18 protein-coding genes are annotated in these 14,048 nt (G+C 45.4%); 17 read left to right on the top strand and 1 reads right to left on the bottom strand.

Annotated elements, in window-relative coordinates:
• Window positions 1-148: 148 nt before the first annotated feature.
• The 16 genes from BLL41_RS09620 to BLL41_RS09540 all read left to right on the top strand — a co-directional run bounded on the left by BLL41_RS09620 (window position 149) and on the right by BLL41_RS09540 (window position 13,094).
• On the top strand, window positions 149-1,189 hold the full coding sequence (locus BLL41_RS09620; protein ID WP_071577665.1) for an L-threonylcarbamoyladenylate synthase: 1,041 nt from the start codon (window positions 149-151) through the stop codon (window positions 1,187-1,189).
• A 78-nt stretch (window positions 1,190-1,267) separates the two neighbouring features.
• Entirely contained in the window at window positions 1,268-1,825 is a 558-nt protein-coding gene (locus BLL41_RS09615; RefSeq protein ID WP_071577664.1) for a manganese efflux pump MntP, read from the top strand.
• A gap of 75 nt (window positions 1,826-1,900) precedes the next feature.
• Window positions 1,901-2,353, top strand: coding sequence for a protein arginine phosphatase PrpB (gene prpB / locus BLL41_RS09610; protein ID WP_071577663.1), 453 nt, complete (start codon window positions 1,901-1,903; stop codon window positions 2,351-2,353).
• A 156-nt stretch (window positions 2,354-2,509) separates the two neighbouring features.
• Window positions 2,510-2,959: a ribose 5-phosphate isomerase B gene (rpiB, locus tag BLL41_RS09605; RefSeq protein WP_014665723.1), complete on the top strand. Its 450-nt coding sequence runs from the start codon at window positions 2,510-2,512 to the stop codon at window positions 2,957-2,959.
• Window positions 2,960-2,971: 12 nt separating this feature from the next.
• Entirely contained in the window at window positions 2,972-3,514 is a 543-nt protein-coding gene (locus BLL41_RS09600) for a TIGR01440 family protein (RefSeq protein ID WP_071577662.1), read from the top strand.
• Window positions 3,515-3,720: 206 nt separating this feature from the next.
• Window positions 3,721-4,968, top strand: coding sequence for a serine hydroxymethyltransferase (gene glyA / locus BLL41_RS09595; protein WP_071577661.1), 1,248 nt, complete (start codon window positions 3,721-3,723; stop codon window positions 4,966-4,968).
• 136 nt (window positions 4,969-5,104) lie between these two features.
• Complete coding sequence (gene upp, locus BLL41_RS09590) at window positions 5,105-5,734, top strand: uracil phosphoribosyltransferase (protein WP_003227670.1); 630 nt, start codon at window positions 5,105-5,107, stop codon at window positions 5,732-5,734.
• 425 nt (window positions 5,735-6,159) lie between these two features.
• Window positions 6,160-6,543: an ATP synthase subunit I gene (gene atpI, locus BLL41_RS09585; RefSeq protein ID WP_003243159.1), complete on the top strand. Its 384-nt coding sequence runs from the start codon at window positions 6,160-6,162 to the stop codon at window positions 6,541-6,543.
• Window positions 6,544-6,550: 7 nt separating this feature from the next.
• Complete coding sequence (gene atpB, locus BLL41_RS09580; RefSeq protein ID WP_003242621.1) at window positions 6,551-7,285, top strand: F0F1 ATP synthase subunit A; 735 nt, start codon at window positions 6,551-6,553, stop codon at window positions 7,283-7,285.
• Window positions 7,286-7,330: 45 nt separating this feature from the next.
• The gene (atpE, locus tag BLL41_RS09575) at window positions 7,331-7,543 is read left to right on the top strand and encodes a F0F1 ATP synthase subunit C (protein WP_003151167.1); all 213 of its coding nucleotides are present in this window, start codon (window positions 7,331-7,333) and stop codon (window positions 7,541-7,543) included.
• A 162-nt stretch (window positions 7,544-7,705) separates the two neighbouring features.
• Entirely contained in the window at window positions 7,706-8,218 is a 513-nt protein-coding gene (atpF, locus tag BLL41_RS09565; RefSeq protein ID WP_003244051.1) for a F0F1 ATP synthase subunit B, read from the top strand.
• Complete coding sequence (locus tag BLL41_RS09560; RefSeq protein WP_003243176.1) at window positions 8,215-8,760, top strand: F0F1 ATP synthase subunit delta; 546 nt, start codon at window positions 8,215-8,217, stop codon at window positions 8,758-8,760. The genes atpF and BLL41_RS09560 overlap by 4 nt, the downstream gene beginning before the upstream one ends.
• A gap of 16 nt (window positions 8,761-8,776) precedes the next feature.
• Window positions 8,777-10,285: a F0F1 ATP synthase subunit alpha gene (atpA, locus tag BLL41_RS09555; protein WP_071577660.1), complete on the top strand. Its 1,509-nt coding sequence runs from the start codon at window positions 8,777-8,779 to the stop codon at window positions 10,283-10,285.
• A gap of 76 nt (window positions 10,286-10,361) precedes the next feature.
• Window positions 10,362-11,225 (top strand): ATP synthase F1 subunit gamma, encoded by an 864-nt coding sequence (gene atpG, locus BLL41_RS09550; RefSeq protein WP_071577659.1) that lies wholly within the window; start codon window positions 10,362-10,364, stop codon window positions 11,223-11,225.
• 25 nt (window positions 11,226-11,250) lie between these two features.
• A complete protein-coding gene (gene atpD, locus BLL41_RS09545; protein ID WP_071577658.1) occupies window positions 11,251-12,672 on the top strand; it encodes a F0F1 ATP synthase subunit beta in 1,422 nt (473 codons plus the stop codon).
• Window positions 12,673-12,695: 23 nt separating this feature from the next.
• Window positions 12,696-13,094 (top strand): F0F1 ATP synthase subunit epsilon, encoded by a 399-nt coding sequence (locus BLL41_RS09540; protein ID WP_071577657.1) that lies wholly within the window; start codon window positions 12,696-12,698, stop codon window positions 13,092-13,094.
• 34 nt (window positions 13,095-13,128) lie between these two features.
• On the opposite strand, the gene BLL41_RS09535 is transcribed toward BLL41_RS09540, so the two are convergent.
• Window positions 13,129-13,602, bottom strand: a complete 474-nt coding sequence (locus BLL41_RS09535; protein ID WP_083427978.1) for a hypothetical protein — start codon at window positions 13,600-13,602, stop codon at window positions 13,129-13,131.
• Between the two features lie 169 nt (window positions 13,603-13,771).
• Between BLL41_RS09535 and BLL41_RS09530 the strand changes: the two genes are divergently transcribed.
• Window positions 13,772-14,002, top strand: a complete 231-nt coding sequence (locus BLL41_RS09530; RefSeq protein ID WP_003227691.1) for a DUF1146 family protein — start codon at window positions 13,772-13,774, stop codon at window positions 14,000-14,002.
• Window positions 14,003-14,048 lie beyond the last annotated feature (46 nt).

The following is a 14,048-nucleotide window of genomic DNA, read 5'->3' as shown; positions in this document are numbered from 1 at the left end:
TATACACATACTTATCCACTTCTTTATTAGCGTTGTCCACAATTTGTGGATAACGCTTGTTTTATTACAGGACATCTTTTATACTTTCAAAAGGATTACACGCGTAAAACAATCGTTTTATTGTTGTGAATAAGGAGTTTGGTCAGAAATGAAAACGAAAAGATGGTTTGTGGATGTAACTGACGAGTTATCCACAAATGATCCACAAATTGCACAAGCAGCCGCTTTGCTCCGAGAAAATGAGGTCGTTGCCTTTCCGACAGAAACGGTATATGGCCTAGGCGCAAACGCGAAAAATACGGATGCCGTCAAAAAAATATATGAGGCAAAAGGGCGGCCGAGCGATAATCCCTTGATTGTCCACATTGCAGATATCAGCCAGCTTGAGGATTTAACGGGCCCAGCGCCGGAAAAGGCGAAAACATTGATGAAGCGGTTTTGGCCGGGAGCACTTACGCTCATTCTGCCTTGCAAACCCGGTGCGCTTTCACCTCGTGTAACGGCAGGTCTTGAAACGGTTGCTATTAGAATGCCGGATCATCCGCTTGCCCTTGCATTGATTCGTGAATCGGGACTGCCGATTGCAGCACCGAGCGCCAATCTATCAGGCAAGCCCAGTCCCACAAAAGCGGAGCATGTGGCTCACGACTTGGATGGCCGCATAGCCGGTATTTTGGATGGAGGCCCTACCGGAATCGGAGTCGAATCAACCGTGCTTTCATGTGCGGGCGACATCCCTGTTCTCCTGCGCCCGGGTGGCATTACAAAAGAACAAATTGAAGCGGAGATCGGGCCGATCCTTGTGGATAAAGGACTCAGCGATCAAAATGAGAAGCCGATTTCTCCAGGGATGAAATATACACATTATGCGCCGACAGCGCCGCTTGCTATTTGCGAAGGCGGCCCAGAGCGCATTCAGCATCTCATTCAAGAATATCAACAGGGCGGAAGACGTGTCGGTGTCCTGACGACAGAAGAAAACGCGGGCATTTATTCCGCTGATTTTGTGAAGAGCTGCGGAAGAAGGGTTCAGCTTGAGACTGTTGCGGCAGGGCTGTATGATGCTTTACGCAGCTTTGATGAGAATAAGGTAGATTTTATTATCTCGGAATCCTTTCCGGACACAGGTGTCGGTCTTGCTATTATGAACAGGCTGATGAAAGCCGCCGGAGGAAGAGTGATTCGCTGAAAGCAGTCAGATGTTCTAACCCTTTTTGGACACGCATAGGCTAAAAAAGCGGGGCGTGTCCAAGGGGGTTATTTATGTATGTCGGATTTGTTTATAGGCGAACTGATGACATTAAGCATCATGGCGTTTGCTTTAGGGATGGATGCTTTTTCTGTCGGCCTTGGAATGGGCATGGTCAAACTTAGAAAGAAGCAGATATTCTATATCGGCTTTATCATCGGCCTTTTTCACGTTATCATGCCTCTCGCAGGGATGGCGGCCGGTAACATGCTGTCAGGGCTTCTCGGTGTGTTAGCGGTTTATATCGGAGGGGCGCTGCTTTTTGTACTTGGGGTTCAAATGCTTATGGCTTCTTTTAAACAGTCAGAAGAACGATTCATGTCGCCGGCAGGTCCGGGCTTATTGCTGTTTGCCATCGGCGTCAGCCTTGACAGCTTTTCCGTCGGCTTGAGCTTAGGGATATACGGCTCGCATCCGCTCCTCACAATTACCCTGTTTGGGCTGTTCAGCATGATGTTGACATGGCTTGGCCTTTTGGTCGGAAAACAAGTGCAGTCATGGCTTGGCACATACAGCGAAGCGCTCGGGGGCATCATATTAATCGTATTCGGCCTAAAGCTGCTATTGCCAATTTAATATACCAATAAAAGAAACGAAGTCGCCGTTTCTTTTTTCTTCATATATAATAGAGAAAAATAAGGGGTGACTGACTTGGATATTATTTTTGTCTGTACTGGAAATACGTGCCGCAGCCCAATGGCTGAGGCGCTTTTTAAATCAATTGCAGAAACGGAAGGGCTGAATGTCAGTGTCCGCTCGGCAGGCGTGTTTGCTTCGCCTAATGGGAGAGCGACGCCTCATGCAGTCGAAGCGCTGTTTGAAAAACACATTGCCCTTAATCATGTGTCTTCTCCATTAACTGAAGAACATATGGAATCGGCAGATTTGGTTCTGGCTATGACCCATCAGCACAAACAGATCATTGCCAGCCAATTTGGACGTTATCGTGATAAAGTGTTTACATTAAAAGAATATGTCACAGGCAGCCATGGAGATGTTATCGATCCGTTCGGCGGCTCAATTGACATCTATAAACAAACGCGAGATGAGCTTGAAGAGCTTCTTCGGCAGCTGGCAAAACAGCTGAAAAATGAAGGCAGGTAAGTTGTTAGAATATCTGCAAACAGGTCATTTGCAAATCCTGCGTGAAGGAGTAGAATATAGTGAAAAGCACATCATATGGTGTGAATCAAAGAGCGGACAGGCTGCGCGGTCAATAAAGCGGGCGGGCCGCATCACACACGCTGGGAGGAAAAGCAGATGAAAGTAGCCATTGCATCGGATCATGGCGGCGTTCACATTCGAAATGAAATCAAAGATTTAATGGACGAATTGCAAATTGAATATATTGATATGGGCTGTGACTGCGGCAGCGGCTCTGTCGATTATCCGGATTATGCTTTTCCGGTGGCCGAAAAAGTGGTTAGCGGCGAAGTTGACAGAGGGATTTTAATTTGCGGGACAGGCATCGGCATGAGCATTTCCGCAAATAAAGTAAAAGGGATTCGCTGCGCGCTGGCGCACGATACCTTCAGCGCGAAGGCGACGAGGGAGCATAATGACACAAACATCCTTGCGATGGGTGAACGGGTGATCGGCCCTGGTTTGGCTCGGGAAATCGCAAAAATCTGGCTGACCACTGAGTTTACCGGGGGAAGACACCAAACGCGTATTGGAAAAATCTCAGATTATGAAGAGAAAAACCTGTAGGGGTGCTGTTTAATGAATGAGATGAAACAAACGTGGAAGGCGATGCTGTCTGAGTTTCAGGAACAGGCTGAATTGAAACAAGATCAGCTCTTCGTCCTTGGATGCAGCACGAGCGAAGTGGCCGGCAGCCGGATTGGCACATCAGGCAGTGTAGATATTGCTGAAAGCATCTACAGCGGACTTGCCGAGCTTCGGGAAAAAACGGGAATCCATCTGGCGTTTCAATGCTGCGAGCATTTGAACAGGGCGCTTGTTGTCGAAGCAGAAACGGCCCGGCTGTTCAGGCTTCCAACCGTTTCTGCCGTGCCCGTTCCAAAAGCGGGAGGCGCGATGGCGTCTTATGCGTTTAAGCAGATGAAGTCTCCTGTTCTTGTTGAAACCATTCAGGCTGACGCCGGAATTGATATAGGCGATACGTTTATCGGCATGCATCTGAAGCCGGTGGCTGTCCCTGTGCGTGTCTCTCAAAACAGCCTCGGTTCAGCTCATGTGACATTAGCGCGTACACGGCCGAAACTAATCGGCGGAGTGCGGGCGGTTTATGAGTGCGAATGAAAGGACTGCATGGCCAGTCTTTTCTTTTATTTTAAGTCAGTAATATAAATTCCGAACTTTAAATTAAATTTAAGTTATCATTATTCGTTTTTACCAATAAAAATTTAGATTTTTTAAAAATAATCTTTTACATCGGCCTTAAAAACCATGTACAATAGTGATGGTAAAAACAAAGAACAGGATACGGATAGGAGAGGATCTCGCTGATGAAACATTTACCTGCGCAAGACGAACAAGTGTTTAACGCCATTAAAAATGAGCGTGAACGCCAACAGACTAAGATCGAATTGATTGCTTCTGAGAACTTTGTAAGCGAAGCGGTTATGGAAGCACAAGGATCTGTTTTGACAAATAAATACGCAGAAGGATATCCGGGCAAACGCTACTACGGCGGATGCGAGCACGTCGATGTCGTTGAAGATATCGCTCGTGATCGCGCGAAGGAAATCTTTGGAGCGGAGCATGTAAACGTTCAGCCGCATTCAGGCGCACAAGCAAACATGGCAGTGTACTTCACGATTTTGGAGCAAGGCGATACTGTACTTGGGATGAACCTCTCCCACGGCGGCCATTTAACACACGGAAGCCCAGTCAACTTCAGCGGTGTTCAATATAACTTTGTTGAGTACGGCGTAGATAAAGAAACTCAACATATTGATTACGATGACGTGCGTGAAAAAGCCCTCGCTCATAAACCGAAGCTTATTGTAGCAGGAGCAAGTGCGTATCCTCGTACAATCGACTTTAAGAAATTCCGTGAAATTGCTGATGAAGTCGGCGCTTACTTCATGGTGGATATGGCGCATATCGCAGGACTTGTTGCGGCAGGTCTTCATCCAAACCCGGTTCCTTATGCTGATTTCGTTACAACAACAACACATAAAACACTTCGCGGTCCTCGCGGCGGTATGATCCTTTGCCGTGAAGAGTTTGGCAAGAAAATTGATAAATCAATCTTCCCTGGCATTCAAGGCGGCCCGCTGATGCACGTTATTGCCGCAAAAGCTGTTTCATTCGGCGAAGTATTGCAGGACGATTTCAAAACATATGCAAAAAACGTCATTTCAAACGCGAAACGTTTGGCTGAAGCGTTAACGAAAGAGGGCATCCAGCTCGTTTCAGGCGGAACTGACAACCACCTTATCCTTGTTGACCTTCGTTCTCTCGGACTGACTGGTAAGGTTGCGGAGCACGTACTTGATGAGATCGGTATTACATCTAACAAAAACGCAATTCCATACGATCCTGAAAAACCTTTCGTTACAAGCGGCATCCGTCTTGGTACAGCTGCTGTAACCAGCCGAGGTTTTGACGGAGACGCATTGGAAGAAGTCGGTGCTATCATTGCGCTTGCATTGAAAAACCACGAAGATGAAGGAAAGCTTGAAGAAGCAAGACAGCGTGTAGCTGCTCTGACTGATAAATTTCCTTTATATAAAGAATTAGATTATTAAGATCCAAAAAAACCCGCTTGGGCTTATGCCCGGCGGGTTTTTTGACGATGTTCTTGAAACTCAATGTCTTTTTTTGTAGAATCAATAGAAGTGTGTAATTGTTGATGGGACAATAAAAAAGGAGCTGAAACACAGTATGGGAAAGGTTTATGTATTTGATCATCCTTTAATTCAGCACAAGCTGACATATATACGGAATGAAAATACAGGTACGAAGGATTTTAGAGAGTTAGTAGATGAAGTAGCCACACTTATGGCATTTGAAATTACCCGCGATCTTCCTTTGGAAGAAGTGGACATCAATACACCGGTTCAGGCTGCGAAATCGAAAGTCATCTCAGGGAAAAAACTCGGAGTGGTTCCGATCCTAAGAGCAGGATTGGGAATGGTTGACGGCATTTTAAAGCTGATTCCTGCGGCAAAAGTGGGGCATGTCGGCCTTTACCGTGATCCTGAAACCTTAAAACCCGTGGAATACTATGTCAAGCTTCCTTCTGATGTGGAAGAGCGTGAATTCATTGTGGTTGACCCGATGCTCGCTACAGGCGGTTCCGCAGTTGAAGCCATTCATAGCCTCAAAAAACGCGGTGCGAAAAATATCCGTTTCATGTGTCTTGTAGCAGCGCCGGAGGGTGTGGAAGAATTGCAGAAGCATCATTCGGACGTTGATATTTACATCGCGGCGCTTGATGAAAAATTAAACGAAAAAGGCTATATTGTTCCAGGTCTCGGAGACGCGGGAGACCGCATGTTTGGAACAAAATAAAAAAAGAAAACCCCCAGAAAAGGGGGTTCTTTTTTTATCCAGTTTTTTGATATTCGGTCAATTTGTATACAATTATAGGTGAAAATGTGAACATTCTGTGGAGACGTAAAGTATAAAAAGTTTTTTAACTTTAAACAGATTGACACATGTTAGGGGCTATTGTATGCTAAACGAGGGTATTATGAGAAGGTTTTCATAGCTTTCATTATAGTCCTCATCCCCAATGTAAATCCTCTCAGCAAACCCGTATTATGAGGATTTATTCAAGCGAATGAAACAGCATCCCTGCAAGGCTTGCGGATGAATGATTTTTTCGAACAGGCCCGTTTTTTGCCGGTCAAAAAAGGTCTTCTACTAAGGGTTAACCGCTGATTTTTGCCGTATCCAAGCTATACATTATTTTTTCATCAGGAGACAGATAATTGATGGACGATCCCAAGCTTACATTTAGCAGACAACGCAAATATTTATTGTTCATTTTGGCAGTGTATGTACTGGGTTATGGTTTAACAGCGTATAAAACCGTTTTTTTAGGCCTTATTCTGGGAACTGTTTTCAGTTTGTTTAATTTTTTACTGCTCGTCAGGAGAATGAATGCTTTTGACAGAGCTGTTGAGAAAGGAAAGTCCATACGATCTCTCGGGAGCGCAGCGCGGTGGTGCAATGCGATTCTTGCTGTGGCTGTTGCCTATAAAAATCCCGAATATTTTCATATGGCAAGTACAGTTATTGGATTAATGACAATATACCCTGTCATTATGATAGATTCCTTTATCCAGCTTAAACGTTCATCAATGGAAGAGAGGTGAAAACCCTTTGAATCATGGTTACAGAACTATAGAATTTCTAGGTCTTACTTTTAATCTGACAAACATTCTGATGATTACTGTGGCGAGTGTGATTGTTTTATTGATTGCTATATTAACGACAAGAACGCTTTCGATCCGTCCTGGAAAAGCCCAGAACTTTATGGAATGGATTGTTGATTTCGTCCGCAATATTATTGGCAGTACAATGGATTTAAAAACAGGGGCTAACTTCTTGGCACTTGGTGTCACATTGCTGATGTACATATTTGTGTCGAATATGCTGGGGCTGCCGTTCTCTATTACAATCGGACATGAGCTCTGGTGGAAGTCTCCGACAGCGGATCCTGCCATTACATTAACGCTAGCCGTGATGGTTGTTGCTTTAACCCATTACTATGGTGTGAAGATGAAAGGGCTCAAGGAATATTCCAAAGACTATTTGAGACCTGTGCCATTCATGCTCCCGATGAAAATCATCGAAGAGTTTGCGAATACGCTGACTCTCGGTTTGCGGCTTTATGGTAACATCTTCGCCGGAGAGATTCTTCTCGGCCTGCTTGCAGGATTAGCGACAAGCCACTATTCGCAAAGCGTGGCTCTCGGTCTTGTCGGTACAATCGGCGCCATTCTGCCGATGCTGGCATGGCAAGCATTCAGTTTATTTATTGGTGCCATCCAGGCATTTATCTTTACAATGCTGACGATGGTGTACATGTCTCATAAAATCAGTCATGATCATTAAAACATTATATCCAAATGGATAACATTTTAAAGGAGGAACTTTTTCATGAATTTAATAGCAGCTGCGATCGCAATTGGTTTAGGCGCACTTGGTGCAGGTATTGGTAACGGTTTGATTGTTTCACGTACGGTAGAGGGGATTGCCCGTCAACCGGAAGCAGGTAAAGAACTAAGAACTCTTATGTTCATGGGTATCGCACTAGTTGAAGCCCTTCCTATTATCGCTGTCGTTATCGCATTCTTAGCGTTCTTTGGCTAAGCATAAAAGCCTTATATGAACTAAAAATGGCGAAGATCATTCCAAGAGAACCTTCGCCATTGCTTTATGTCTGATAAGCATCCCGCCTTGCCGGCTGAAAAGAGACAAGTGCGGCTGCTGGATCAGCAAAGAAAAACCTGCAGAAGGGAGTTGCCGTAGTAGATGTCTCAATTACCACTTGAACTAGGATTGTCGTTTAACGGCGGAGATATCCTGTTCCAACTGTTAGCTATGTTAATCTTATTAGCGCTTCTGAAGAAATACGCTTTAGGGCCGCTATTAAACATAATGAAACAGCGTGAAGACCACATCGCTGGAGAAATTACGTCTGCTGAAGAAAAAAATAAAGAAGCGCAGCAGCTGATTGAAGAGCAGCGCGTTCTTTTAAAAGAAGCAAGACAGGAATCCCAAACTCTTATCGAAAACGCAAAGAAACTGGGAGAGAAGCAAAAAGAAGAGATTATTCAGGCTGCACGTGCAGAATCTGAACGTCTGAAAGAAGCAGCAAGAACTGAAATCGTGAAGGAAAAAGAACAGGCGGTTTCTGCTCTCCGTGAGCAAGTAGCGTCTCTTTCTGTCATGATTGCGTCGAAAGTGATCGAAAAAGAACTGGATGAACAAGCTCAAGAGAAATTGATCCAGGACTATCTTAAAGAGGTAGGAGAAAGCCGATGAGTGGATCAGCTGTCTCTAAACGATATGCATCAGCTCTTTTTGATATAGCCAATGAGTCCGCTCAGCTGAATCAAGTAGAAGAAGAGCTAATTGTTGTAAAACAAGTATTTCAAAATGAAAAAGCGCTTAATGATGTGTTAAACCATCCGAAGGTGCCGGCTGCGAAGAAAAAAGAGCTGATTCAAAATGCATTTGGCTCTTTGTCACAGTCCGTACTCAATACGATTTTTCTTTTGATTGACCGCCATCGTGCCGCGATTGTCCCTGAGCTCACAGATGAGTTTATCAAACTCGCAAATGTGGCCCGTCAAACAGAAGACGCAATCGTATATTCAGTGAAACCGCTGACGGATGCAGAAATGTTACCATTATCACAAGTGTTTGCAAAAAAAGCCGGAGTCGCTTCACTGAGAATCAGAAATGAAGTGCAGACGGATTTAATAGGCGGCATTAAAGTCCGCATTGGAAACCGGATTTATGACGGCAGCGTAAGCGGGAAGCTTCAGCGCATTGAACGTCAATTAGCCGGGGAAAATCGATAGAAGGGGTGAAACCTAAGTGAGCATCAAAGCTGAAGAGATTAGCACGCTGATAAAACAGCAAATACAAAATTATCAATCTGATATTGAAGTTCAAGACGTAGGTACAGTCATCCAAGTCGGTGACGGTATTGCTCGTGTGCACGGCCTTGACAACTGTATGGCCGGTGAACTTGTCGAATTTTCAAACGGTGTATTGGGTATGGCTCAAAACCTTGAAGAATCAAACGTAGGTATCGTCATCTTAGGACCTTTCAGTGAGATCCGTGAGGGAGACGAAGTAAAAAGAACAGGCCGCATCATGGAGGTCCCTGTTGGTGAAGAGTTAATCGGCCGTATCGTAAATCCGCTAGGCCAGCCGGTAGACGGACTTGGCCCGATCCTGACAAGCAAAACTCGTCCGATCGAAAGCCCTGCACCAGGCGTTATGGACCGTAAATCCGTTCATGAACCGCTTCAAACCGGTATCAAAGCGATCGATGCACTGATTCCAATCGGCCGCGGCCAGCGTGAGCTGATCATCGGTGACCGTCAAACAGGTAAAACATCTGTTGCGATCGATGCGATCCTGAACCAAAAAGACCAAGACATGATCTGCGTATATGTTGCGATCGGTCAAAAAGAATCAACAGTTCGCGGCGTAGTAGAAACATTGCGTAAACACGGCGCGCTTGATTATACAATTGTTGTAACGGCGTCTGCGTCACAGCCGGCACCCCTTCTGTACCTGGCACCGTATGCTGGGGTTACAATGGCAGAAGAATTTATGTACAGCGGCAAGCACGTTCTTGTTGTATATGATGATCTTTCTAAACAAGCAGCTGCTTACCGTGAGCTGTCCTTGCTTCTTCGCCGTCCGCCGGGCCGTGAAGCGTTCCCTGGGGATGTATTCTATCTTCATTCCCGTCTGCTTGAGCGTGCAGCAAAGCTTAGCGACGCGAAAGGCGCAGGATCAATTACAGCTCTGCCGTTCGTAGAAACACAAGCCGGAGATATCTCTGCTTATATTCCGACGAACGTCATTTCCATCACCGACGGACAGATCTTCCTGCAATCTGATTTGTTCTTCTCAGGCGTACGTCCAGCAATCAACGCCGGATTGTCTGTATCCCGTGTCGGCGGCTCAGCGCAAATCAAAGCGATGAAAAAAGTATCAGGTACTTTGCGTCTTGACCTTGCGTCATACCGTGAGCTGGAAGCCTTTGCTCAATTCGGTTCTGACCTCGACCAAGCGACTCAGGCAAAACTGAACCGCGGTGCGCGTACAGTTGAAGTGCTGAAGCAGGATCTGAACAAGCCGCTTCCGGTTGAAAAGCAAGTAGCCATTCTTTATGCGCTGACAAAAGGATATCTTGATGATATTCCTGTGGCGGATATCAGACGTTTTGAAGAAGAGTACTACATGTACCTTGACCAAAACCATAGAGACCTGCTTGACGGAATTGCGAAAACAGGAAACCTTCCTGCTGATGAAGACTTCAAAGCTGCAATCGAAGGCTTCAAACGCACATTTGCACCAAGCAACTAACTCGAATGCTGATGAGAGAAAAAGGTTCTCTTTTTCTCTCTTTTTACGCAGATGAAGAGAAAAGGTGGTGAAATCTTTGGCCTCATTACGCGATATTAAGTCAAGGATCACGTCAACGAAAAAAACGAGTCAGATTACAAAAGCCATGCAGATGGTATCTGCGGCTAAGCTGAATCGTGCTGAAAACAATGCAAAATCATTTGTGCCATATATGGATAAAATCCAAGAGGTTGTGTCAAACGTCGGGAGAGTTTCCGGCAACGTGAAGCATCCGATGCTTCTCAGCAGAGAAGTGAAAAAAACGGCATACCTTGTCATTACGTCTGACCGCGGTCTTGCCGGCGCTTTTAACAGTTCGGTTTTACGAAGTGCTTATCAGGCCATGCAGGAACGTCATCAGTCTAAGGATGAGTATGCGGTGATTGCCATCGGAAGAGTGGGCCGTGATTTCTTTAAGAAACGTGAGATTCCGATCATTTCCGAGTTAACAGGACTTGGAGATGAAGTAACGTTTACAGAAATTAAGGATCTTGCCCGTCAAACGATCCAAATGTTTATAGACGGTGCGTTTGATGAACTGCACCTTGTCTATAACCATTTTGTCAGCGCCATTTCTCAAGAAGTAACGGAGAAAAAACTTCTGCCGTTATCTGATTTGGGCAGCAGCGGCGGAAAAAGAACGGCGTCTTATGAATTTGAACCGTCTGAAGAGGAGGTTCTGGAGGTTTTGCTTCCTCAATATGCAGAAAGCTTAATCTTCGGTGCGCTTCTTGACAGTAAAGCAAGTGAGCACGCTGCAAGAATGACGGCGATGAAAAATGCGACAGACAACGCGAAGGAACTTATCGATTCACTTTCGCTTTCATACAACCGCGCTCGCCAAGCAGCCATCACACAAGAAATTACGGAAATTGTCGGCGGAGCAGCCGCTTTAGAATAGAAAGATTTTGTCAGGAGGGATAGCGATGAAGAAAGGACGCGTTAGCCAGGTATTAGGACCAGTCGTCGACGTGCGTTTTGAAGACGGTCACTTGCCTGAAATTTATAATGCGATTAAAATTTCACAGCCAGCTGCAAGTGAAAACGAAGTAGGTATTGATTTAACGCTTGAGGTCGCTCTTCATTTAGGCGATGATACAGTCCGTACGATCGCAATGGCATCTACGGATGGTGTTCAGCGCGGTATGGAAGCTGTAGATACAGGAGCGCCAATCTCAGTACCGGTTGGTGATGTAACACTCGGACGTGTATTTAACGTTCTCGGAGAAAATATTGATTTGAATGAGCCGGTTCCTGCGGATGCGAAAAAGGATCCGATTCACAGACAGGCGCCTTCATTCGATCAGCTTTCAACAGAAGTTGAAATTCTTGAAACAGGCATTAAAGTTGTTGACTTGCTTGCTCCTTACATCAAGGGCGGTAAAATCGGATTGTTCGGCGGTGCCGGTGTAGGTAAAACCGTATTAATCCAGGAATTAATCAACAACATCGCGCAAGAGCACGGCGGTATCTCTGTATTCGCCGGCGTAGGAGAGCGTACTCGTGAAGGGAACGACCTTTTCTATGAAATGAGTGACTCTGGCGTAATCAACAAAACAGCCATGGTATTCGGACAAATGAACGAGCCGCCGGGCGCACGTATGCGTGTTGCTTTGACAGGCCTTACAATGGCTGAGCACTTCCGTGATGTACAAGGACAGGACGTACTGTTCTTCATCGATAACATTTTCCGTTTCACACAAGCGGGTTCCGAGGTTTCAGCCCTTCTTGGTCGTATGCCTTCAGCGGTTGGTTATCAGCCGACGCTTGCAACTGAAATGGGTCAGCTCCAAGAGCGTATCACGTCTACGAACGTTGGATCAGTTACATCTATCCAGGCGATCTACGTGCCTGCCGATGACTACACTGACCCGGCGCCGGCAACAACGTTCGCTCACTTGGACGCGACAACAAACCTTGAGCGTAAGTTAACTGAAATGGGTATTTACCCTGCGGTTGATCCGTTGGCGTCTACATCACGCGCCCTTGCTCCTGAAATTGTCGGAGAAGAGCATTATGCTGTTGCACGTGAAGTACAGTCAACGCTTCAGCGTTACAAAGAGCTTCAAGATATCATTGCGATTCTCGGTATGGATGAATTAGGCGAGGAAGACAAGCTTGTCGTTCACCGCGCACGCCGTATCCAGTTCTTCCTTTCTCAGAACTTCCACGTGGCTGAACAGTTCACTGGACAAAAAGGTTCTTACGTGCCTGTAAAAGAAACGGTTAAAGGCTTCAAAGAAATCTTAGCCGGCAAATACGACCATCTTCCAGAAGATGCGTTCCGTCTTGTAGGCCGTATCGAAGAAGTTGTTGAGAAAGCTAAAGAAATGGGTGTAGAAGTTTAATCTGGTCCTAGGAGGGTAAAAGCATGAAGACCGTTAAAGTCAATATCGTTACTCCCGACGGCCCAGTATACGATGCGGATATCGAAATGGTGAGTGTGAGAGCCGAAAGCGGCGATCTCGGTATTTTGCCAGGTCATATTCCAACCGTGGCTCCTCTTAAAATCGGCGCTGTCCGTCTGAAAAAAGACGGACATACTGAAATGGTTGCCGTCAGCGGCGGATTTGTAGAAGTCCGTCCTGATCAGGTCACCATCCTTGCCCAGGCTGCCGAGACAGCGGAAGGCATCGACAAAGAGCGCGCTGAAGCTGCACGTCAGCGGGCGCAGGAGCGTTTGAATTCTCAATCAGATGATACTGACATTCGTCGGGCTGAGCTTGCGTTACAGCGGGCTTTGAACAGATTGGATGTAGCAGGGAAATAAGAAAAGATCCTTCTCTTTAAGAGAAGGATTTTTTTTATGAACGCACAAGAGAATCAAACAGCGACAGCAGCGGGCGATCCTCTTTTTGGCGCAAGTATAAACCATCACAGGTATTCATTGTATGCCACGATTTGCGATGTCTTCTAAAGCCCAATGTATAAGCGCCGTCTGTATACGGATAAGGTTTTACAACCCATTCAGCATCTTCATGGTGGGCAATCACGCAATCTATAAGATAAACACTGATCATTTTCTCGAATTCTTCAATAGGAAGATTCCAATCAGCAAGCAAAAGCTCTTGTATACTTTGAAAATAGAGGTTTTCAAGCTCTTCAAGGCTTTCTCTCGTATAGGTAAGAGAAATGTTAAAAAACTGACACAATTCATTCAGTTCTTCAATCTGTGACTGTCTATAATCATAATAGAATGCAATTGCTTCCCATTCCTGTTTGAAAATTGGCAGGTCCTCACCATATTGCTTTTCAGGCTGAAAAAAAGAATGATTCACATTTGCCAGCTCCTTTCCAATAAAGTATATCATGTAAAAGAATCACACTTTAAGCGGGGATTAGCCCTAGTTTTGGCTGATTATTCCGTTCTGTATAAAATGTATCATCTTTATCTGTGCTTCTTATATAATAAGAAAGGGTATGAGCGCAGAGAAAGGAGTGTAATAGATGAGTGTATTGGGACAGCAGGCTGCAATCGGCATTGTCGTTCACCTGATTTTTATAGCAGTGACTTGGTGGGCGCTGCAAGCCGTCAATATAGATCCATTAATCAAAAAAGGCAAAGTCGTTCAGGCAAGACTCCTGATGATTTTGCTGACAATCGCAATTGGAACGGCGGTTGCGAATTTCTTTTTAGATTACCTCAATTATTCACAGCAGCTTCCCTATCTATTTTAATAGGTTTTGACCATCGTCATCATGGGAATGGTTGCAGGAAGCGGGT

This window comes from Bacillus sp. FMQ74, assembly GCF_001875785.1.
GTDB lineage: Bacteria > Bacillota > Bacilli > Bacillales > Bacillaceae > Bacillus > Bacillus stercoris.
This window is presented reverse-complemented; position numbering and strand designations above follow the sequence as displayed.

What these genes read in the sequence shown, in the direction of transcription:
- BLL41_RS09620 (WP_071577665.1), top strand. Translation starts at nt 149, where the DNA reads ATGAAAACGAAAAGATGGTTTGTGGATGTAACTGACGAGTTATCCACA.
- BLL41_RS09615 (WP_071577664.1), top strand. Translation starts at nt 1,268, where the DNA reads ATGTCGGATTTGTTTATAGGCGAACTGATGACATTAAGCATCATGGCG.
- rpiB (WP_014665723.1), top strand. Translation starts at nt 2,510, where the DNA reads ATGAAAGTAGCCATTGCATCGGATCATGGCGGCGTTCACATTCGAAAT.
- BLL41_RS09600 (WP_071577662.1), top strand. Translation starts at nt 2,972, where the DNA reads ATGAATGAGATGAAACAAACGTGGAAGGCGATGCTGTCTGAGTTTCAG.
- glyA (WP_071577661.1), top strand. Translation starts at nt 3,721, where the DNA reads ATGAAACATTTACCTGCGCAAGACGAACAAGTGTTTAACGCCATTAAA.
- upp (WP_003227670.1), top strand. Translation starts at nt 5,105, where the DNA reads ATGGGAAAGGTTTATGTATTTGATCATCCTTTAATTCAGCACAAGCTG.
- atpI (WP_003243159.1), top strand. Translation starts at nt 6,160, where the DNA reads ATGGACGATCCCAAGCTTACATTTAGCAGACAACGCAAATATTTATTG.
- atpE (WP_003151167.1), top strand. Translation starts at nt 7,331, where the DNA reads ATGAATTTAATAGCAGCTGCGATCGCAATTGGTTTAGGCGCACTTGGT.
- atpF (WP_003244051.1), top strand. Translation starts at nt 7,706, where the DNA reads ATGTCTCAATTACCACTTGAACTAGGATTGTCGTTTAACGGCGGAGAT.
- BLL41_RS09560 (WP_003243176.1), top strand. Translation starts at nt 8,215, where the DNA reads ATGAGTGGATCAGCTGTCTCTAAACGATATGCATCAGCTCTTTTTGAT.
- atpD (WP_071577658.1), top strand. Translation starts at nt 11,251, where the DNA reads ATGAAGAAAGGACGCGTTAGCCAGGTATTAGGACCAGTCGTCGACGTG.
- BLL41_RS09540 (WP_071577657.1), top strand. Translation starts at nt 12,696, where the DNA reads ATGAAGACCGTTAAAGTCAATATCGTTACTCCCGACGGCCCAGTATAC.
- BLL41_RS09530 (WP_003227691.1), top strand. Translation starts at nt 13,772, where the DNA reads ATGAGTGTATTGGGACAGCAGGCTGCAATCGGCATTGTCGTTCACCTG.